This is a genomic window from Bacillus sp. 41-22, assembly GCF_025809295.1.
GTDB classification, from domain to species: domain Bacteria; phylum Bacillota; class Bacilli; order Bacillales; family Bacillaceae_G; genus Bacillus_A; species Bacillus_A mycoides.
The window spans coordinates 2,278,054-2,297,911 of the sequence record NZ_CP084035.1 but is presented as its reverse complement, the minus strand read 5'-3'; the positions used below and the strand labels follow the sequence as shown (position 1 = coordinate 2,297,911).

Here is a 19,858-nt window from a genome sequence, read left to right as displayed (position 1 = left end):
CCTTCTATTTTCAATATTTATATAAATCCATACTAAATAATCCCATTTCCCACCAATGTCTCTGCGATTTGAACTGAGTTCCAAGCAGCACCTTTTAATAAATTATCAGAAACGATCCAAAGATGGAATCCTTTTGATGTATCAGGATCTTTACGTATTCTACCTACAAATGTATCTCTTTTACCCTCTGCATATAATGGCGTTGGATAAATTTGTTCACTAGGATTATCTTGTAAAATAACACCTGGTGCATTCAGTAGTACTTCTTTAATTTCTGCAACGGTCGCTTCTTTTTCAAGTTCAATATAAACTGATTCAGAATGCCCCGATACAACTGGAACTCTGACGCAAGTAGCTGCCATTTTCAGATTTGGATCTTCTAAAATTTTCTTCGTCTCTTGAATCATCTTTACTTCTTCGAATGTGAAATCATTGTCTGTAAATATATCCACTTGCGGCAATACATTAAATGCAATTGGATAATGTTTTTTATCTTTTTTCACTGGTAATATAGTGCTCTTCACTTCTTCACCTGTAAGCATTGACTTAGCTTGTTCTTTTAATTCATGAATCGCATGAATTCCTGAGCCTGATACGGCTTGATACGTTGAAACAATAATTCGTTCTAAACCAAATGATTTTCGAATTGGCTGAAGAGCTGTTACCATCTGTAGTGCTGAGCAATTCGGAACTGCAATGATCCTTTTATGTTCCCTTAAAGTATGTGCATTTACTTCTGGAACGACGAGTGGTACATCGTGTGCCATTCGGTATTCACTTGTGTTGTCAATTACGATTGCACCACTAGAAACTGCATGATTTACATATTGTCTAGAAACTTCTCCCCCAGCGCTAAAAAAGGCAATGTCTACACCTTCAAAACTAGTTGATTTTGCCTCTTGTATTTTAATCTCTCGTCCTTTAAATTGTACTATCTTACCAGCAGATCGTTTTGACGAGAGTAATGTAATTTCTTCTATATTAAATTTCGTTACTCTCTCTAACAATGCAATGATTTTTTGCCCTACTGCGCCTGTAGCTCCAACTACAGCTACATGATAGCTCTTTTCACTCATTTTTTCTCCTCCAATTTCAATTGAATGAATTTCTCCACAACTTAATTTTAAAAGAAATTTAATGATTTGAAAAATTGAAATACATGATATAATCATTCACAAATCATGATAATAAAAGAGGTATCATTTATGGAAATGAGACATGTTAAAACATTTTGTGCCATTGTTAAATATGGTAGCTTTTCTAAAGCTGCTCATGCATTAGGTTATGCGCAATCTACTGTGACAGCCCATATTAAAGCATTAGAGAACGATTTAAACATTCCCCTATTCGATCGATTAGGAAAAAAAATACTTCTTACAAAAGCAGGTCATCAATTTCATCCGTATGCATTAGAATTACTTACTATTTATGATAAAGCGCAAGAAATCCCTCAAAACAGTGACCATTTAGAAGGAACATTGGCTATTACATCTAATGAATCATTGGCAGTGTATCGGTTACCACAATTATTACGTACTTACAAACAGGAAAATCCGAAAGTAAATATCGTACTTGAGACAAATACCAATGAGCAAGCATTGAAAAAATTACATGAAGGAGAAACCGATGTTATCTTCATAATTGGAGAAAGTATAGAGCATAATGATTTTATTACGTGCAATTTATGTAATGAAACATTTGGATGGATTTTCCCTGCTCATTTCCCTTCAAACACTGATCCACTCCTTTTATTACAAGATACTCAATTTATATTTACAGAACAAAGCTGTGGCTATAGACCAATGGTAGATCGTTTTTTACGTCAAAGCGGAAGAAATCCTAATAAAACATTTGAGACTTCCAATGTTGAAGTCATTAAACAATCCGTTATGTGTGAGTTAGGAATTTCTATTCTCCCTTACATCGTTGTACAAGAAAGTAATCAAAAAGAACAACTCTGTTTTCAGCCCATCGAAACTCCAGCCGTCATTCAAAGCCACGTAATCTATCATAAATCTAGATGGATATCCCCAGTTTTGCAATCGTTTCTTACATTATTAGAGAGAATAGAAAAGTAAGCGAGTAATTACAAAAATGAGTAACTGCTCTAAAAAGCAATTACTCATTTTTGTTAAAACATTTGTGTTCATAACAATACAGGTGTTTCAAAATCAATATGTATATTATTTATTAGCTTGTACCTCACCTGCAATTAATTTACTACCTGAATATGTACCTTTTTGTATAAAAACTTGATTAATTAATTCTTTTTGCTCCTTTTCTGACATTACTCCTTTCCCTTCTCCTAAATTCCCACTTTGTAATTTCCAAATCTTGTTGTGGTCCACATCAACCTTTTCATATTTTCCTTGTTTCCATCGTTCTAAAATATCCACATATGTACTTTTTTGTGCAACATCATTACTATTTATAATTTCAAGTAAACTTTCAATACGTTCTTGTGTAATAAAAATATAGCCCCATTTTTGATCAGCTTTCGCTTTTTGATGTGCCATTTCATGTAATGCTGTCTGTATGTTCTCATCTGTCCATTTGAAGTTTTTATTAAAACCACTATTCGGCAATGAATAATTTCCATTTTCTAATATCTTTGCATCTTCGGCTTTTACATTACTATCAGCTAGCACTTCTACTGCCGGAGCGGCTGGTGATGCCTTTTTCGCAGCTGGTTTACTATTATTCAGATAATACAGCATACCATACGTTACACCTACCCCGATTACCGCCATACCAGCTATAATTCCTATGATTTTAAATAATGTTTTCATCTTGCTTGTTTCCTCCCAAATATCTCTGTTCTTACTACCTCATTATTTCTTATATAAAACAGTTCCTTCATTCAAAATAGTTCATCCCATCCCCTATCATATTATTTATATATATTTCCTTATATTGTATTTCTTTTTTCGTGAAATTGAAAGATTATTCTGTTAAAAAATAAAGATATTCTACAAAATTTCCCTTTATATTTATATGGAAACAAAAAAACAACGAGCGCCTTCTAAAACACTCGTTGTTTTTACTTTATGCACGATTTTCTTTTAACCACTCCGTAATAGCATCTAACCTCGAAACATCAAAACGTCTTTCTTCACATACTTTTAAGCTGTTTAAACTTTTCACAATTTCTAATTCATTCGACTTTATACTTTTTGCTTCAATCAATTTACAGTACCCGTCTGTGACGGTATTGAGATTTTCATAATAACGCTGAAATGCTTTAGATATATGTAAATGTTTTTCAAAGTTTCTTCTTTTTTTCGTCCCATCAAACTCTTTCCGTTTTCTAAGCTCTTCATCACTTGTATATAAATAAAAATATTGATCTGGAAAACCAATTTCTCTATTTATCATCTTTTCTTTATAAAAGTTTTCTATTAAAGATAACGGCTGATTAAATATATCAAAACGAAAACACCAATTATAACTAAGTGGCTGATATATATCCCCATCGAGTATTACTAATTCATATTGCTGAGACTTCTGTATTGCTATTTTCCAGCGCTCTACTTGTTTTTCAAAATACCATGTTCTATGTTCATTTTTTGGTCTTTCAAATAATAGATTAACTTCAGGTATAATAAATGCACCGTAATTTTTTTCTAATTCACGACATGTTGTACTTTTACCAACAGCGCTCGCTCCTTCAAACGCTACAATCCCCATATTTTCTCCCTCTTTCATTAGCTAATATCTCGTTGTTTCACTTTTCGCCCCCATAACTGTTTCCATAAAACGATTGAAGCGATAGAAAGCATTATTGTTGTAATGATACTACCTTCAATACCAAATGAGCCTCCATGAAGCACTTCTGACCCATTTGTTACAGGTTTAAATAGTGGTGTTGAATATATCGTCATGCCACTAACTGCAAAACCATAGACATTATATTGTGCCCAATTCCAAATGGAATGCCATGCACAAATCCCCCAAAGACTACTGTCCTTTAATACGTAAAAAGCTGCAAATACACCAACTAATATTATATTCGATATTGAAAGAATTGTAATACCTGGATTAAGTAAATGAAGAAAACCAAATAAAAAGGACGTCACTATAATCCCAACCCATATACGACTTCTAACAGAAATAACTGGAAACAACCAGCCTCGTACAATAATTTCTTCCGTTGCACCTTGTATTAAAAAAGCAATTAAAGATCCTACAATACCAAATATGGCGGTTGCCGTAATTTGTTGCATTTGTAGTTTTACAATACCTGTTAATACAAGTACAATTACTGGTATTGAAATGAAGACAAATCCTATTAACGCACCTCTCAAATACTGTCTCATCCATTGCACTTTCCAAAAACCAATGGATGAAAATGACCTTTTCTCTACAAACCTAATCCATAAAAAAATAAAAAATATAGCCCCACCAAACGTTAATATCATCTCAATATTACTATAAATTGCCTTTACAAATGATGTATCTGCTTTCGGTAAAAAAAGCATAAACAACATGAAAAATTCACCTAAAGTTAAAAATACAATTGCAAGTATAACAGCGAAAATAGGATGAACTTTTCTTCTTCCTTCTTTTGCTGCTTCAATTATTTTAAATTGTTTATTTAGCAATATTCTATCCTCCTTATTATTGTAATCATCTGTATTCTTAAAATATATATCGTTTCCCTTAAACATATTTTTTAAAATAAATGATTTCTGTTTGGAATAAATTCAGATTAGGAATAATATATAAATAAAAGAGATGTCTTCGTGCCTTTTACCAGTATCGCCCAATTCATTCACTGGTATTACCAGCACTTGCTATTTCCCACCATTTGTTGTAAGATAGTAATTAAGGTCAATTTAGCACTATACTTTCTTTGCATATTATCAAGTATCAATCAGGAATATTTTGTACTCCTTATGGATTTTTGATAATATGTGAACTTTTATTTTCAATCGAATAAGGCCGATCATATTGTAATCTTTTTAAATTTTAGGAGGCATTACCATGACATTAACAGGTAAAGTAAAATGGTTTAACAGCGAAAAAGGTTTCGGTTTCATCGAAGTTGCAGACGGTAGCGACGTATTCGTTCACTTCTCAGCTATCACTGGCGACGGCTTCAAATCTCTTGACGAAGGTCAAGAAGTTAGCTTCGAAGTTGAAGACGGTAACCGTGGACCTCAAGCTAAAAACGTTGTAAAGCTATAATTCAATCAATAAAAAGGTTGTTACCAGCTCGGTTAACAACCTTTTTAATATATAACTAAAAATTTTTACATAAAAGGAGTGGTTACATGTATCGCAATCGAAAGAACGATGTAGCAGAAGTACCACCAGAACAAACCCCTGTTTGGGAATGTGAATCAGAGGATTGTTTAGGATGGATGAGAAAGAACTTTTCATTTGAAGAAGAGCCTAAATGCCCTTTATGTAAAAGTAGTATGAAAAGCGGAGAACGTTTATTACCTAAAATAGGTTGATTTTTACAAGCCCCTCTTATTTTAAATAAGAGGGGCTTTTTTATTAATAATGAATATCCTCTACATCTGTTCGTACAATAGAATACATTAATGCATCGTGTTGTTTATTTCCTTGATGAATGTATCCACGTAACAGCCCTTCTTGTTGAAAACCTAATTTAGATAACATATTACACGAAGTTATATTTTCAGGATATGTAATAGCTCCAATTCTAAATAAGCCTAAATCTCGAAATCCATAAGTAATAATTTCTCGAGCAGCTTCAGAAGCATAACCATTCCCCCAATAACGAGGATGCAAATCATATCCAATCTCTGAGCGTTTACTCCAAAGTTGTAAATTATTTAATCCAATTGTTCCTACTAAATTATTTGTGTCTTTTAATACAATCCCCCAACGCATTGCCTTTTTCTCAAAGTAATTTTTTGAAAAAGATTCAATCATACGTGAAGCTTGTCCAAACTCAGTAAAAGAATTCATACCGTAATAACACGTTACCTCATCTAATGAGAATATTTCATATATTTTTTGACAATAAGATTGTTCTATTTCAACTAAGCGCAAGCGTTCTGTTTCTAACATAGGAAATACCATAGGATCACTCCTTTCTCTCTACTCATTTATTATAGCAGAAAAAGTATTTATAATTAGGAAAGTCCTTAATGTCCCACAAATCAAATATTTCTAGCGATGTTTATCCTATTAATAATATATAACTTCGTTGTATTTATTAATTCCCCTCTAAAAACCACCCCTAATTTACACCCTCTCATGTTAAAATATAGAAAAACAGTAAATATTTCTTACGGAGGTGCTTAAACTTTATGTATATTTTCATTGGCTTATCCCTCTTGCTCATTTTACTCATTTTTTTATTCGCAAAAAAATTCACACCAAACTCATTTATGATGACAAGTTTTAAAGGAAATAGCTTTAAGACATTTTCAGTTGGTATATTAATCGCTGCCACACTCTCTCTTTCATACGGAATGTATCACGCAGCAACATATCAACCTAGATATTTAGATATTAAATTGCAAAATCAAAATTTCACTGTTTTTGGTAATGTTGGTGAGTTTGGTTATTTCTCAGAAGAATTACTAAAAAAAGATGCAGAAGTTGAACTGTATTTTGTCTCTTGGGAAACAATACAATTAAATAATCCAGAAATAATAGTAGACTACTCTTCAGGCAAACAGGAAACATGGAAGCCTAATATAACATTAATTCCTACAAATAAATTAAAAGAAAAACATAGTATTAAAGAACTTTATCGGCTCTCACCGTATTCCTTTGAAGAATCTGGAAAAATAACATTAACTATTAAAGAGAATAAAGCCAATCATAAAAAGATTGTAATTAATGTTAAATAATTACAAATAAAATGTCCCTCCATTATGTTGGAGGGACATTTTATTTACATATGTATTCAATATTATTATTTTGACTGTTCATTCAATGTCGTAATTATTTCATTGGCAGTATTCTTTCCGTTTCCAATACAAGCACCAATTCCTACACCGTAATATGAAGCACCAGCTAAGTATACATTAGGATAAAGCTCGGCCAATTTTTCTTGTAATGATTGAACAGCTTGATTATGTTCTAAATGATATTTCGGCATTAAATCTTTCCAATTTGTAACTTCAATTACTTCCGGTTCACCTTTAATTCCGAGGCTCTTTTCAATATCATATAAAGCAACTCGTACTAATTCTTCTTCACTATAACTTTTGATCGTTTCATATACTGGATTAGTGCTCTTATAAAACATTCTTACTAATAGCTTTTGTTTACCAGATGTATGTTTCCACTTCCTGCTTGTCCATGTGCAAGCATCACAATGTAAATCACTGTTTTCCGTTACGATAAAACCTGTGCCGTCAGCCGGTAGTTGTTCATCTAGTATGTCAAAACCTAAGTAAATACTTATAAGCGATGAATTTTTAAATTTATTAAAATGCTCATTTAACTCATTAGACTGTAATAACGTTTGTGCGATATCATGTGGAGCTGCTAAAACGACATAATCAGCTTGTATTGTCTCATGATTTGCAAAAGAAACCTCATACCGATCCCCTTTTTTACTTATCACTGTTGTTACAGCACCTTTATTAATGACAGTCTCCGTCAGCACTTCTTCTAAGCGATTAATAATCGTAGATAGTCCACTTTTAAATGATACAAACTTTTTATTTCCTGCTGACTGAAATTGTTTTTTATTCTCTTCAAAACCTTTAATAATACTTCCATATTTATTTTTATACTCAAGTAAATATGGTAACGTAGATGCCATTGTAAGCTCCTTCAATTTACCAGAATATACACCTGAAAGCACAGGTGCAATTTGTCTTTCCACTAATTCTTTCCCTAAAAAGCTTTCTAAAAATACAGCAAGTGATGTATCCTTTGTAAACTCCTTATTTTTCGTAATAAAATCTTTTAAAGCAACGATTTTCCCTTTTTTTGAGACTAGCGTACTGCTAAATAATGATTCAACACTCATAGGAATCCCAAATATAGTGTCAGCAGGAATTGGATGTAATATGTTATCAGAGTATATGTAAGAAATACCTGTTTCGTTATATACCATTTCATTTTCTAAATTTAAATCTTTTACAAGCGGCAAAACATGTTCATTACGAGCTACAATAGAATCTGCTCCAGATTCCATAATAAAATCATTTTCTTCCACACTGTGGATTTTACCACCTAAATACTCTTCTTTCTCAATAAGGATTAAATTTAAATCTATATTATAATCCTTCTTTAATTTTTCTAAATAAAACATAGTAGAAAGTCCAGTAATACCTCCACCGATGACAACGACTGTTTTCATATTTGCTGCGCCCCTAACCGATACAATTAATAATTCCTTTATTATTATAACCAAAAATTATCATAGTCGACTAGCAGCTTGCGCATTCTGTAAGAAATTAGACAATATATATGAATAAAAAAGAACTATAACATATTCAACTCACGTCATAGTTCTTTCTATTTTAAAAACATAAACCAGTTTATTAATTTGTCAATTTCTTGGCTGAGTGCTATTACTTTTTCATGTTGAAGTCCATAATTTGAGACTAGATTCAATAATTCTTCTTTTTTCAATTCAATTATTTTTTCTAACTTCACTAATTCCATATCGTCTTTATTCGCTCCAATTTCAAAATATATGTATTTTAGTATAGCCTACTTACATAATAAGTAAAAGTCTCATGCTAATGTAAAATCTTACATATTTGAAAAAACAATATACTACTAACAAAAAAAGAGACTTAAACTAAGCCTATTATTACAGGTCATTATAATTTTCTACCATTTTTTATAAATATGTTAGTTTATGAATGTGTACCATTTACTATTAATTTAAAGTTAGACACTTTTACTCATTAATAATACAACAGAATTTCTCAAATGTTTTATCTTTATATTCTGGAACCCTTGTTAAGTGATCAAAATAACTATATGAAAATTTAAATATGTGCCCAAAATCCCAATTAAATTCGCTGTAGTCTTTAAGCCAGAATGCATTATCTAGCGGAAGTGTATCAACTTGTTTTGCTTTTGTAAGAGGTAAACGATCTACAGGAGAATTCAATATTATTTGGGCATTCGGCATTAAATTGCGACTTTTTCTAAGTACATAAACTAGCTTTAATAGTGGTTTTATTCCTCGTTGAAATAATTCTATATGCCCTAAGTCATATAATATATTAATCGCATGTGAGAAGGTAAGCATATGACCAATTAAATCTTGATGTGATTCTGCCTTATATATAACATTAAATTCAGATAATTCATTTAAAATAAATTCAGATAATTGCTTTGGGTTTTTAATTTCGCTTTGAATCTCCTCATTATTTATAATTAGTTGCTTTACTTCTTTAGTTGTAAAACCAATCCAAGATCTACCGGGAATTGTTTTTTGAAACGATAATATAAGGTTTGCTATATTATTAATATCTTGCTCACTCCCCCAATGACTTAACTCCTTAATGGCTAGTAAACTTAAAGAAGCGTAAATTACATTATGACCAACCCAATGGAGTTCATCAATCGTTTGTTCCAAAGATTTAATTATCGTTTCTTCAGCACTTTGATAATCGACACCTTGTTTATTATCAATTGTTTCGCCTAACCTTTGCTTATGGAGCATCATTTTCGCTTGAGAATAAATGTTACAGATAGTTTTTTCATCAATGTTATTGTTTTTCGTAAAAAAATAACTAGCAATGGCAGCTGCTCCGAAATGTGCATGCCAAATATCATTTGTTTCTTTTTTACATTGAGATATAATTGAAAGCCCATCTTTTAATACACTTATATTTTCCATCTCTCTTATCCCCTCTAAACCCTAATAAAAATGGTTTTTTAGCATCTACAAAGTCGGCAAAAAGCCAGGTGAAAACTCTTGAAAAGTTTCCTCCTTTACAGTTATAAATTAAAATTGCCCCTGTCGCTCAACAAGAATTAAATTTGCTTCTAATAATATTTTGAGATGATACTTATTCATCCCTAATGCAGTCTCAATCTTCCACAATTGTGATTGTTTTGATTATGAAATACATAACGAACAATTTCTCGTTTTACTCCTGCCAAAGCCTTAAAAATTTCCACTCTTTGTTTATCTGAATTATTTGGTTTGATAGTCATGGAACTATCTTATTTTTTTGTCAAATTTCTCATCTTCTTAAACATACAAAGTGAAAATCAAATGTGTATGTATTTATAGATAGTTGTTTTATTATACACGCGAATCTTTATGTAATTGATACTTTCTATTATGTTACCACTTAGTATGTATCCTTAAGCTACTTCCTTAGCTTAACGAAGGTGTTAATACAAATAAGATGTGATTCATTTCATCACTCTTATTCAAAAATCTATGTTTCACGTTCGGTGGAATACGCACAACATCTCCTTCTTCTAAAAAATATTCATTCCCTTCCAATTCCACATACACTTCCCCTTTCATTACAACTGCAATTTCTTCCTTATCTTCGTGGGAATAGTGACTTTCTGTTGTATTTGCATATCCGTTTAAATCCATCATTAACATTTCAATGCGAGCTTTCATAAAATCTGGTGTTAACACATCATAAACAATATGATCATTATTTTCTCGATATACTTTTTTCCGATCTTTCTTCTTAGAAATAAGTGAGTCTGTATCGATATCATTAATAAAAAGAGTAAACAGCGGTACATTTAATGCTTTCGCTATTAATTCCAATACATTTAAAGAAGGATTGGCATGTCCTCTTTCAATTTGACTAATAAGTGAAGTACTGATTCCTGCATAATCAGCAAATTCACGAATTGTCATATTATTTTTCTTACGATAACTTAAAACAGTTTGACCTAGCCGATAATGAATCATTGTTACAACTTCCTTTCGTCCATCATAATACATCTTTTGTCCCTTTTGTGCTGACATACTAAACAGTGGCAATTAATCCTTCCTTATTTCATCTTAGGCTTATATACTAACTTTTGTACATTATATTATATACAGTTCATTATAATAAACAACCAATCGGAGGGACAAACTTTGAAATCACCTATTCTTTCATATTTCATCTTATTTTTCGGCGTGTTCGCCTTATCTACTTCAGCTATCTTCGTAAAAATAGCCGATGCCCCCGCAGCAATCACTGCTTTTTATCGATTATTGTTTGCTACGTTAATTCTTTTACCGTTTCTAATATTTAATACAAACAATCGAAGCGAACTTCGCTCATTATCAAAAAAGCAATGGGGATTTGGACTCTTATCTGGATTATTTCTAGCAGCTCATTATGTACTATGGTTTGAATCATTACAGTATACTTCCATAGCAAGTTCTACAGTTATCGTAACGTTGCAACCTTTATTTTCAATGGTCGGTGGTTATTTTTTATTTAAGGAACGGTTTACGAAAGGTGCGATTATAGGCTGCCTTATTGCAATTTCAGGAAGTATCGTGATTGGGTGGCAAGATTTTCAAATTAGTGGCGAGGCTTTATACGGCGATATTTTAGCTTTTATTGCTGCTGGCGTCATAACAGCTTACTTTTTCATTAGTCAATATGTTCGTAAAGACCTATCCCTAATACCGTACTCGGTAATTAGTTATGGCAGTAGTTCACTCTTTCTCGGTATATTTGCTTACACACAGCAGTCATCTTTCTTCAATTACACTGCACAAACATGGTGGTCCTTTATAGGTCTTGCATTCATTGCAACGATTTTAGGACAAACAATTTTTAATTGGTTATTAAAATGGATGAGCGCTACTGTTATCTCGATGAGTATTTTAGGAGAGACAATTGGAACTTGTATTTTAGCCTATTTCATTTTAGATGAAACAATTTCTTTACAGCAAGGACTAGGAATTCTACTTATTTTCATTGGATTAGCATTATTTTTATTACAACCGAAACAATCAAATCACAATTTATAAAGTGAAACTTTAATCAGTGGGGGTTTTGTTCATCCCCCGCTGATTATTAGCCTTCACCAATAGGGCGTTTACGGACAGTTTTTCTCCCTCATAACTTCTTTGATCCAGCCAAATTTTGAGATGGGAGTTTTACTGCCGACAAATAGCGGGATAAACAAGAAAAGCATGACATTAGTTTGCCATGCTTTCCTTGTTTATTTATTATTGCGGAGATTGTTCCACCTGCTTTTGCTTTAGCCTTTGCTCCAATACATGAATCATGAAGAGGATATGCTCTGCCTCTCTTGTAACATGATCAGCAAGCAATGGATTTATGACATTTCGGATTTGACATGTTTGAATTAACTCTAATCCTGCTTTTTTGAAATCCCTTAACTCAACAGTGGCATTTTCACTATCTTTATTCATTTTTCCTATAATCGGGTATGTCGGTTCTTTTTGATATAACATCGATTCAACATCTCTAGCTTGGTTAAGCAAAATTTCGAAATCATCACCGAATTTCAACGCTGTATGAAAAAGATTTCTTTCCGATTGATCCAGTAATGATCCAATAAAACGTGAGTGTTCCATCATAATTCGTAACCAGAAAACATTCTCGCTAATAATCGCATCTTGAATAGGATCCATCTTGCCTTCATTAAACTTTTGAAGTGTCCGCATAAAATATTCCGCTTCTCGTGCAACATGATCCACTAAAAGTGGAAAATTAAACCCTTTCACTTTACAATTGATGATTAAAATTAGTAAGTTTCTTTTATAATTACGAAAAGCATACACTAACTGAATACTCTCTTCATTTAATTGCCTTACCGCTTGAACAGTTTGTGGAATAGTAAATGCTTTTTGCAGCTGCCTATCAAACTGATTATAAAACTGTTCTACTTACTGAATTAAATTTTTATCGTTACGATTAAACCCCTCACCAAGAAACAAAGCATGCTCTTTCATAATACGTAACCAAAATCTATTTTCAGTTATAGATCGTTCAATAAATAATTGTTCTGTTAATGATTCAGATGGAGCTGCTTTCAATTCCGGTGGCAACAGCATAGCTCACTGTGGGTCCATAATAAAATGTCCAGGAATAGGTTGGTCTGTCGACATTACAATCACTCCTTGTTCCTGGAATGCTCAATTATACTATGTATGAAAATAAATAAAATTTAAATATACTTATGCAATCGTTTTTTCAAGGTTTTTGAAATTTCCACATATGCATTCCCCTTGCACATAGAAATAGATTCTATTAAGTCATATGCTTTCCGGATTGAGATGATTCCTAATGCTTCATCCTTTAAAACATCCTTTAAATAAAAATTGTTCTTTATTTTTAATAAACTGAAAAAAGCATGGCGTCCTTTTGCCATACTTTTTTCAAAACAAATCGATATTTCTGTTCAATTTACACCCCTATTTATTATGTACAATCAAACCATTTGGTCTAAAACGACTCATCATGATTTCGTTAACAAAATTCCCATGAGCCTTCAAATTCCCAACCTTTACACCCTCTTCGATAAATCCAAATTTTTCATATAATACTTTGGCTCTAGGATTCGTTTCTAATACACCAAGTTCCACTCGTTCTAACATTAGCCAATTATCAGCTAAATCAAGCATTTTTGTAAGAAGTGCTTTTCCAATTCCTTTATTGTGATACTCACTATCTACTCCGATGAATAAATCACCCGAGTGAGATCTTCGCCCTGGACTTTGGGTTAAACCGACAAATCCAACAACTTCTCCATCATATTCTGCTACAAATTCAAATTGATTCTGTGCTAAATTTCGAATTCTATTCTCCATTGCATCTACACGCATACTAGGTAAGAAAACCATATAAGGTAAAACATCATCTTGTATGCATATACGATGAATTGCTCTAGCATCTTGTATTTCTACTGCTCTAACGTTAATCTCCATCTTTCTCCCCTCCATTCAAATATTCATATTCTAATATCCCATATTAAAATCCTGCCAACCCTTATTTCTTTGTGTTATTTTTATATAATTATTTCGATATAATATTCGCTTTTTGAACATCATCTCTTATATTCCCTCTCGTTCAAAATGAAAAAATCACTTAGAATATGCTAAGTGATTTTTTATTTAATTTTTCACCCTATTATACAACTCAAGCAGTTCTTCTACTGAAATACCATTTATTTTCATACCGGTAATATCACAATTTTCTATTTCAATATTTTTCAGATTACTACTACGTATTGTAGTACTTTCCAAATCACATCTATCAAATGAAATAGGATCTTTATCCTCTCCAAGGCTTGTATCTCTAAATTGAACTCCACCTAAAGTCACAAAATTAAATTTACTGCCAGAAATATTTAAATCTGCATATGAGGAATTTCTAAAATTAATATTTCTAAAGGTTGATTGACTTATATTACAATTACTCATATTCATATGCATTATATTACTACCAACAAATGCACTATTTTTTAAATTTACTTGATAATATTCTGTATTAACCAAATTACAGTTTTCGTATTGACCATTTTTCATATCTTTATTTTTAATTAGGTTCTCTCCAACTGCATCTACATTTTTTCTTTTTACATAGCAATACTCATCTTCAGATTTAAAAATTATTTCATAGTCCATTTTTTTATAAAAATGATGATTATTAATTTGTCTACTAGATGTTTCAAGATCCCAAATCCTTATGTTCGGAAATTTTTCTTCTATTAACTTAATAACCCGCGATCCAATTCCTTTTCCTTGAAGAAAAGGCTCTACAAAAATACGATCGATTCTTCCGTACGATTTACCAGAGATCGTAACTATAATTCCCCCGATTACTTTTTCATCCATTATCACTTTGTAAGTATCCAATTCTTCAATTGAATATTTCATCATTTCAACTGAAGAATATCCTGGCGGTTGAATGTTATAATCAATTACATCACCTTGGCCGTATAACCATCGCTTTGCTTCTTCATCAAATGTTCTTTTCATTATTTCTGTTAACTTTTCAGCATCTAAAATTGTAGCTTTTTCTATAGATATTATTGTCATTTTTGTTTTCCCCTTCATTGTTATAAACCGATAACTTTTGTGAACGATATAGTTATTAATTTACTTTTGTCTTTAATATTTTTCCCATTATTGCATATGGGGCATCACTTTTACTTGGGTGAAATGGCTCTAATACATCCACCCAATCCAATCTTTTATATAAAGAACGCGCTTTTTCATTGTTTATTTGTGTTGTTAAAATACTCGTTCTATTTGAAATCCCTTCTAATAGTTCATTATGTAATTTCATTCCAAGACCTTCATTTCGATATTGTGGGTGAACTGCTAACTCTACAAATTCAAAACAATCTTGTAACCATTCGTCTGCTTGTTCTAGATTTAACGCTTCTCTCATTAATTGATTATAGTACTGCCCTTCTAATGAGCGATAACCATAAGTAAAACCAACTACCTCATTTTCATCATTTATTGCTACTATACCTTTAAAATCTGCATATTCTATATGTCTTTTCATTCTCTCAATCATTTCAGTAAAATTTGTTTTCTCAAATGCTTTACAATACAATTTTGCCATATTATTAATTAGGATTTCATCTTTTTCAATACGTATGAATTTCACTTTACCTTCCCCCTATTAAAACATTTGAACCCTTAAATAATTATAAAATAAAGAAATTTAAAACTAATCACTCTCTTTACTATTAAACTACAAATCAACCTATATTTTCCACTGTTACTTAATATGAATGAATAAAAAGAAGAGAACATGTAATATACATATGTTCTCTTCTTTTTATTTTAACGCTTATTCATTTTTAATTTTATATAATTAATAATTAGATATTACTTAAGCCACTCGTTACAAGTATTAGCTAGCTCCTGTAAATCCTCTATAAATCGACTCGCATGATATCCATCACAAACCGCATGATGTACTTGCAATGAAACAGGTAGCATAACCCTGCTTCCATCATTGAAATATTTCCCACAAGTAATAATTGGTAATAAAGAATGACCATCATTATTAATATTTAAATTAAATCCTGTAAAACTAGTCCAAGGTATACCAGAAATCGGAAAAATATTTGGCGGAATATTTTCTTTCGTGAAGAAACCATGAACATTAGCATAACATCTCATATCCTCTTCATAGTTTTTATAGAAAATGTGGAAATCGCTAGAATAATCCGTCCATATACTTTCATAAAGATTTATCATCTTTATGAAAGATTGTATAACTAGGTATCATTTCCTCCCAATACCCTAAAACTCCTTCATCATTAAAACATGTTCGAAATTCTGTATGTTTATTTATCACTCTAGAAATTACATAAATAGAAGTCGGATAAAATTTAATTTCCTTTTGATGTATTTCCTCTAGCATCATCGTAATATCAACATTCGCTGTCATACTAAACGAACACTTTAATTTTAAATAATGTTCAAAATACTGCTCTCTATTCCAATTTTCTCTGTCAATTACATGAAACTTCATTTTAATAGCCTCCTAAAATTTTATTTTTATTTTAGAAGGCTAACTTTCTTGTTTTCACCACACTTGTTCACTCCTTACAGTTTAAATTTAATACTAAGCTTTTTATTTAACTATATAACATCTGCAGAAATTCGTTCACATATTTCTGGAAATCCATCCACATACTATTAATAAATCAAATGACGTTTGGAGGATTCAAACATGAATGACAAAAATGTAAATAAAAAAGAAAATGTTATCGAAAACACTACATCTATTCAAAATAATAATACTGCAAATCTTAATATCGAAGAACAAGCAATGAACGGCTTATATGGAATGCCCGAAACAACCATTGAAGATGCTGATCACGTTGTAACTGATGATTTGACTTCAAAAAATTAATGAACTACATAGAAAAGAGCCAAGGAAAATATCCTTGGCTCTTCTCTATTATATATCCAATTTTTTTACTTTTTCTCTCTTTTTAGAAAGTTTCCCTGGCCAAAAAGCAAAGCGGCCTAAAACGACTGTAATCGCAGGTACAAGCAGTGGTCTTACAATAAATGTATCTAGCAATACACCGATTGCTGTCACAATACCGAATTGAACTAAAACTTGAATTGGCAATGTACCTAATACTGCAAATGTTCCTGCTAAAATTAAACCTGCGGATGTAATTACACTACCTGTTTTTATAACACCATTTTTAACTGATTCTAAATGATTTTGTTTCTTTTTATTCTTCCATATTTCTGAAACCATAAAGATATTATAATCTTCCCCTAAGGCAACTAAAAATACGAATGCATATAACGGTATCGCACCTTGTATCGCGGGAGCTCCCATACCGAAATGCAGTAAAATCCAGCCTGCTCCTAATGCAGAGAAGAAAGATAAAACGACAGTTACAATTAAATAAATCATCGCAACGATTGAACGTAAATACACGAGTAAAAGTAAAGCGATGATACTAATCATAACCGGAATAATAACCGCTTCATCCCGTTCAGTAATTTGCTTTGTATCATATAAGGAAGCTGTTTCTCCGCCAATCCATAAATGATTCTCAGCTTGACTAATTCCTTCATCTTTTAATACCTTTTCTACACTATTTTTCAATTTAGGGATTTGATCTAATGCTTCAATTGAGTATGGGTTTTCCACTAAAGAAACTTCATACATTTGCAATTGATTATTTTCTTTTCCCTTCATTGGCTCTTTCACTTTATTAACAAAAGATAATTTCTCTATTTCTTGTTTAATAGGTAAATCTTTTCCCTTTGAATCAACTACAATCTTTACTGGCGCTAATTCTCCAGCTGAAAAATGATCCGTAATTAATGTAAATCCTTCGCGTGATGGCATATCTTTCGGGAATGATTCTAATAAGTCGTACGTGTATTGAATACGCGGTACAAATGAAGCCAAGCCTCCTAATAAAAATACGGTTAGCATAATAATTGTCCACGGTTTACGTACAACAATATCCCCAAGTTTTTGACTAAAGAACCCTTTAGTATTTTTTACTTTTACTACTTTCTTTTTCTTTTTCTTTCTTGCAAACTCTTCATTCATTTCAGCTGTTCTCGGTATGAACGGGAAAAATGCAACTCTACCGAAAATTAATAATAATGCTGGAAGAATCGTTAAAGCAGCGATTCCCATAATGAAAACAGCCACACTAAATGGAACTGCGAATCGATGAAAAGCTCCATAATGAGCAAGTAATAACGTTCCTAACCCTAATACTACAGTAAGTGCACTCATTATAATTGCTCCACCTGATGCTTTTATCGCAAGTTGCAATGCTTTATACTTACTTTCTTCTTCTAGCAAGTACTCTTTATATCTTGAAATAAGAAATAAACAATAGTCCGTTCCTGCTCCAAACAGTAAGACAGTCATAATCGATATAGCCTGTGCATCTACTTTAATCCATCCATTGTCTGCTAAAAAGCCCAGTGTCGGACTGATAATTCCGTATGCAAAACCAACAACGAGTAAAGGTAAAATTGCTAAAATTGGTGAACGGTACAGTAAAATTAATAAAACCAATACTAGTAGTACAGTAGCAACTAATAATTTCACATCAGCTTGACTAAATAAACTTACCGCATCCGTTTGAATACCTACAGGTCCAGATAATCGAACATGTAAACCAGAGTCGGTAATTTTTTGTTTGAACGGATCTTCATCCACTTTACTATTCACTATTTTTCGTAACTCTTCTAAATTACCTTTTAATATATCCGTTCCAGCAGATTTATTAAAAAATATTGGTGTGACAAATGATGTACCATCTTTTGATCCACTTTTTGATAATACTTGCTCTGGAATTGTATCAAATGGTGGTAACAATGATTGTTCTTTTAAAGGGTCCGTTTTTAACTCTTTATAAACGTCCTGTATTAATTTGTAGTCTTTTGACTCTAATCCACCATCCCGATGCCATACAACTAACAACGGGTTTCCTGCATTATTAGGAAATTCTTTTTTCATAAGTGCTTCAGCTTGCTGTGACATAGCTGTTTCAGGTAAATTTTTCGGATTCGGTTCTTTCGTACTGTTTACTTGTGGTAACGTAAATGAAAGTACTAATGTAATAAGAATCCATACCGATAAAGTTATCCATTGCGTATTCTTCCCTGCTACAAGCCTCCCTAACATATGTAACGGGTGCTTTTTCATAAAACCCCACCTTCCTTTTTTCCTCCAATATTAATTATATATACTGGTCGGTTAATTAATCAAGAATGATTAAAAAATTATGTTATAATTATCTCAATAATAAATGTCAGGAGCGAATGTATTTGGATCAAAAACAACGTCCTCTCGGAAGGCCTCGTCAAAATAAAAATACAAAGTCTACAAAAGAAATCATTTTAGAAGTTGCAACTAGGTTATTTCTCACTCAAAGTTATCAAGTTGTTTCAATGGATGAGGTCGCGAAAGAATGTGGAGTTACAAAAGCAACTGTCTACTATTACTACTCAACAAAAGCTGATCTATTTACCGCTACTATGATTCAAATGATGGTGCGCATAAGAGAAAATATGGATCAAATACTCTCTACGAATAAAACTTTGGAAGAAAGATTATTGAACTTTGCTACAGTATACTTACACGCAACGATGGATATTGATATGAATAATTTTATGAAAGATGCAAAACTTTCTTTATCTGAAGAGCAATTAAAGGAATTAAAAAATGCCGAGGATAACATGTATGAAGTGTTGGAAAAAGCGCTAGATAACGCAATTCTCCTTGGAGAAATTCCTAAAGGAAATCCTAAATTTGCTGCCCATGCTTTCGTCGCTTTATTATCAATCGGGAATTTTAAAGATGAGAATCACAATCCTACTCTTGCAAATATAGATGAATTAGCAAAAGAAATCGTTTCGTTTTATTGGAATGGATTAAGTCATCAAAATTAAATTGATTATATTTAATAAAGAGCACATTTGAAATTCCTT

At 31.9% G+C, this 19,858-nt stretch carries 20 protein-coding genes and 2 pseudogenes; 7 read left to right on the top strand and 15 right to left on the bottom strand.

The window, feature by feature from the left end; genetic code table 11:
- Positions 1–32: 32 nt before the first annotated feature.
- Positions 33–1,076 (bottom strand): aspartate-semialdehyde dehydrogenase, encoded by a 1,044-nt coding sequence (locus LCF45_RS11750; RefSeq protein ID WP_002127352.1) that lies wholly within the window; start codon positions 1,074–1,076, stop codon positions 33–35.
- A 129-nt stretch (positions 1,077–1,205) separates the two neighbouring features.
- Between LCF45_RS11750 and LCF45_RS11745 the strand changes: the two genes are divergently transcribed.
- Entirely contained in the window at positions 1,206–2,078 is an 873-nt protein-coding gene (locus tag LCF45_RS11745) for a LysR family transcriptional regulator (RefSeq protein ID WP_002127351.1), read from the top strand.
- 105 nt (positions 2,079–2,183) lie between these two features.
- On the opposite strand, the gene LCF45_RS11740 is transcribed toward LCF45_RS11745, so the two are convergent.
- The 3 genes from LCF45_RS11740 to LCF45_RS11730 form a co-directional block, all read right to left on the bottom strand.
- Complete coding sequence (locus tag LCF45_RS11740; RefSeq protein WP_002127350.1) at positions 2,184–2,789, bottom strand: PRK06770 family protein; 606 nt, start codon at positions 2,787–2,789, stop codon at positions 2,184–2,186.
- A gap of 256 nt (positions 2,790–3,045) precedes the next feature.
- A complete protein-coding gene (locus tag LCF45_RS11735; protein ID WP_003189178.1) occupies positions 3,046–3,705 on the bottom strand; it encodes a nucleoside/nucleotide kinase family protein in 660 nt (219 codons plus the stop codon).
- Positions 3,705–4,601 carry a CPBP family intramembrane glutamic endopeptidase gene (locus LCF45_RS11730; protein WP_002127344.1) on the bottom strand — a complete coding sequence of 299 codons (897 nt, stop codon included), beginning with the start codon at positions 4,599–4,601 and terminating at the stop codon, positions 3,705–3,707. The genes LCF45_RS11735 and LCF45_RS11730 overlap by 1 nt, the downstream gene beginning before the upstream one ends.
- A 382-nt stretch (positions 4,602–4,983) precedes the next feature.
- Between LCF45_RS11730 and cspD the strand changes: the two genes are divergently transcribed.
- A complete protein-coding gene (cspD, locus tag LCF45_RS11725; protein ID WP_002012849.1) occupies positions 4,984–5,187 on the top strand; it encodes a cold-shock protein CspD in 204 nt (67 codons plus the stop codon).
- An 86-nt stretch (positions 5,188–5,273) separates the two neighbouring features.
- Complete coding sequence (locus tag LCF45_RS11720) at positions 5,274–5,459, top strand: cold-shock protein (protein ID WP_000286202.1); 186 nt, start codon at positions 5,274–5,276, stop codon at positions 5,457–5,459.
- 43 nt (positions 5,460–5,502) lie between these two features.
- On the opposite strand, the gene LCF45_RS11715 is transcribed toward LCF45_RS11720, so the two are convergent.
- Positions 5,503–6,054 carry a GNAT family N-acetyltransferase gene (locus LCF45_RS11715; RefSeq protein WP_002031946.1) on the bottom strand — a complete coding sequence of 184 codons (552 nt, stop codon included), beginning with the start codon at positions 6,052–6,054 and terminating at the stop codon, positions 5,503–5,505.
- A 230-nt stretch (positions 6,055–6,284) separates the two neighbouring features.
- Between LCF45_RS11715 and LCF45_RS11710 the strand changes: the two genes are divergently transcribed.
- The gene (locus LCF45_RS11710; RefSeq protein WP_078207013.1) at positions 6,285–6,833 is read left to right on the top strand and encodes a hypothetical protein; all 549 of its coding nucleotides are present in this window, start codon (positions 6,285–6,287) and stop codon (positions 6,831–6,833) included.
- Positions 6,834–6,898: 65 nt separating this feature from the next.
- Here LCF45_RS11710 and LCF45_RS11705 read toward each other — a convergent pair whose 3' ends face one another.
- From LCF45_RS11705 to LCF45_RS11690, 4 genes are all read right to left on the bottom strand, one after another.
- Positions 6,899–8,299, bottom strand: a complete 1,401-nt coding sequence (locus LCF45_RS11705; protein WP_002127342.1) for a protoporphyrinogen oxidase — start codon at positions 8,297–8,299, stop codon at positions 6,899–6,901.
- Between the two features lie 158 nt (positions 8,300–8,457).
- Complete coding sequence (locus LCF45_RS11700) at positions 8,458–8,607, bottom strand: aspartyl-phosphate phosphatase Spo0E family protein (protein WP_002012842.1); 150 nt, start codon at positions 8,605–8,607, stop codon at positions 8,458–8,460.
- A gap of 241 nt (positions 8,608–8,848) precedes the next feature.
- Entirely contained in the window at positions 8,849–9,799 is a 951-nt protein-coding gene (locus tag LCF45_RS11695; RefSeq protein ID WP_016126910.1) for a hypothetical protein, read from the bottom strand.
- Positions 9,800–10,285: 486 nt separating this feature from the next.
- Positions 10,286–10,903, bottom strand: coding sequence for a helix-turn-helix domain-containing protein (locus tag LCF45_RS11690; protein WP_002031957.1), 618 nt, complete (start codon positions 10,901–10,903; stop codon positions 10,286–10,288).
- A gap of 114 nt (positions 10,904–11,017) precedes the next feature.
- On the opposite strand from LCF45_RS11690, the gene LCF45_RS11685 reads away from it, so the two are divergent.
- Positions 11,018–11,908 carry a DMT family transporter gene (locus LCF45_RS11685; protein WP_078207025.1) on the top strand — a complete coding sequence of 297 codons (891 nt, stop codon included), beginning with the start codon at positions 11,018–11,020 and terminating at the stop codon, positions 11,906–11,908.
- A 201-nt stretch (positions 11,909–12,109) separates the two neighbouring features.
- Here the strand turns inward: LCF45_RS11685 and LCF45_RS11680 are convergent.
- From LCF45_RS11680 to catA, 5 genes and pseudogenes are all read right to left on the bottom strand, one after another.
- Positions 12,110–12,961, bottom strand: a pseudogene (locus tag LCF45_RS11680) (DUF2935 domain-containing protein).
- 360 nt (positions 12,962–13,321) lie between these two features.
- Positions 13,322–13,834, bottom strand: a complete 513-nt coding sequence (locus tag LCF45_RS11675) for a GNAT family N-acetyltransferase (RefSeq protein ID WP_002168410.1) — start codon at positions 13,832–13,834, stop codon at positions 13,322–13,324.
- A 186-nt stretch (positions 13,835–14,020) separates the two neighbouring features.
- On the bottom strand, positions 14,021–14,965 hold the full coding sequence (locus LCF45_RS11670) for a GNAT family N-acetyltransferase (protein ID WP_176112605.1): 945 nt from the start codon (positions 14,963–14,965) through the stop codon (positions 14,021–14,023).
- A 37-nt stretch (positions 14,966–15,002) separates the two neighbouring features.
- The gene (locus LCF45_RS11665) at positions 15,003–15,527 is read right to left on the bottom strand and encodes a GNAT family N-acetyltransferase (protein WP_002127332.1); all 525 of its coding nucleotides are present in this window, start codon (positions 15,525–15,527) and stop codon (positions 15,003–15,005) included.
- A 224-nt stretch (positions 15,528–15,751) separates the two neighbouring features.
- Positions 15,752–16,403, bottom strand: a pseudogene (gene catA, locus LCF45_RS11660) (type A chloramphenicol O-acetyltransferase).
- Positions 16,404–16,604: 201 nt separating this feature from the next.
- Here catA and LCF45_RS11655 point away from each other — a divergent pair.
- Positions 16,605–16,787 carry a DUF4021 domain-containing protein gene (locus tag LCF45_RS11655; RefSeq protein WP_002012828.1) on the top strand — a complete coding sequence of 61 codons (183 nt, stop codon included), beginning with the start codon at positions 16,605–16,607 and terminating at the stop codon, positions 16,785–16,787.
- 48 nt (positions 16,788–16,835) lie between these two features.
- Here LCF45_RS11655 and LCF45_RS11650 read toward each other — a convergent pair whose 3' ends face one another.
- Complete coding sequence (locus tag LCF45_RS11650) at positions 16,836–19,073, bottom strand: MMPL family transporter (RefSeq protein ID WP_078207024.1); 2,238 nt, start codon at positions 19,071–19,073, stop codon at positions 16,836–16,838.
- A gap of 122 nt (positions 19,074–19,195) precedes the next feature.
- Here LCF45_RS11650 and LCF45_RS11645 point away from each other — a divergent pair, with 122 nt between their 5' ends.
- Positions 19,196–19,819, top strand: coding sequence for a TetR/AcrR family transcriptional regulator (locus tag LCF45_RS11645; RefSeq protein ID WP_002127328.1), 624 nt, complete (start codon positions 19,196–19,198; stop codon positions 19,817–19,819).
- Positions 19,820–19,858 lie beyond the last annotated feature (39 nt).

Bases quoted from the DNA above. Each gene is read 5' to 3' on its own strand.
- LCF45_RS11670 (WP_176112605.1), bottom strand. From the start codon at position 14,965: ATGAAGGGGAAAACAAAAATGACAATAATATCTATAGAAAAAGCTACA.
- LCF45_RS11700 (WP_002012842.1), bottom strand. From the start codon at position 8,607: ATGGAATTAGTGAAGTTAGAAAAAATAATTGAATTGAAAAAAGAAGAA.
- LCF45_RS11690 (WP_002031957.1), bottom strand. From the start codon at position 10,903: ATGTCAGCACAAAAGGGACAAAAGATGTATTATGATGGACGAAAGGAA.
- LCF45_RS11710 (WP_078207013.1), top strand. From the start codon at position 6,285: ATGTATATTTTCATTGGCTTATCCCTCTTGCTCATTTTACTCATTTTT.
- LCF45_RS11745 (WP_002127351.1), top strand. From the start codon at position 1,206: ATGGAAATGAGACATGTTAAAACATTTTGTGCCATTGTTAAATATGGT.
- LCF45_RS11735 (WP_003189178.1), bottom strand. From the start codon at position 3,705: ATGAAAGAGGGAGAAAATATGGGGATTGTAGCGTTTGAAGGAGCGAGC.
- LCF45_RS11650 (WP_078207024.1), bottom strand. From the start codon at position 19,073: ATGAAAAAGCACCCGTTACATATGTTAGGGAGGCTTGTAGCAGGGAAG.
- LCF45_RS11675 (WP_002168410.1), bottom strand. From the start codon at position 13,834: ATGGAGATTAACGTTAGAGCAGTAGAAATACAAGATGCTAGAGCAATT.
- cspD (WP_002012849.1), top strand. From the start codon at position 4,984: ATGACATTAACAGGTAAAGTAAAATGGTTTAACAGCGAAAAAGGTTTC.
- LCF45_RS11715 (WP_002031946.1), bottom strand. From the start codon at position 6,054: ATGGTATTTCCTATGTTAGAAACAGAACGCTTGCGCTTAGTTGAAATA.
- LCF45_RS11750 (WP_002127352.1), bottom strand. From the start codon at position 1,076: ATGAGTGAAAAGAGCTATCATGTAGCTGTAGTTGGAGCTACAGGCGCA.
- LCF45_RS11740 (WP_002127350.1), bottom strand. From the start codon at position 2,789: ATGAAAACATTATTTAAAATCATAGGAATTATAGCTGGTATGGCGGTA.
- LCF45_RS11705 (WP_002127342.1), bottom strand. From the start codon at position 8,299: ATGAAAACAGTCGTTGTCATCGGTGGAGGTATTACTGGACTTTCTACT.
- LCF45_RS11720 (WP_000286202.1), top strand. From the start codon at position 5,274: ATGTATCGCAATCGAAAGAACGATGTAGCAGAAGTACCACCAGAACAA.
- LCF45_RS11695 (WP_016126910.1), bottom strand. From the start codon at position 9,799: ATGGAAAATATAAGTGTATTAAAAGATGGGCTTTCAATTATATCTCAA.
- LCF45_RS11655 (WP_002012828.1), top strand. From the start codon at position 16,605: ATGAATGACAAAAATGTAAATAAAAAAGAAAATGTTATCGAAAACACT.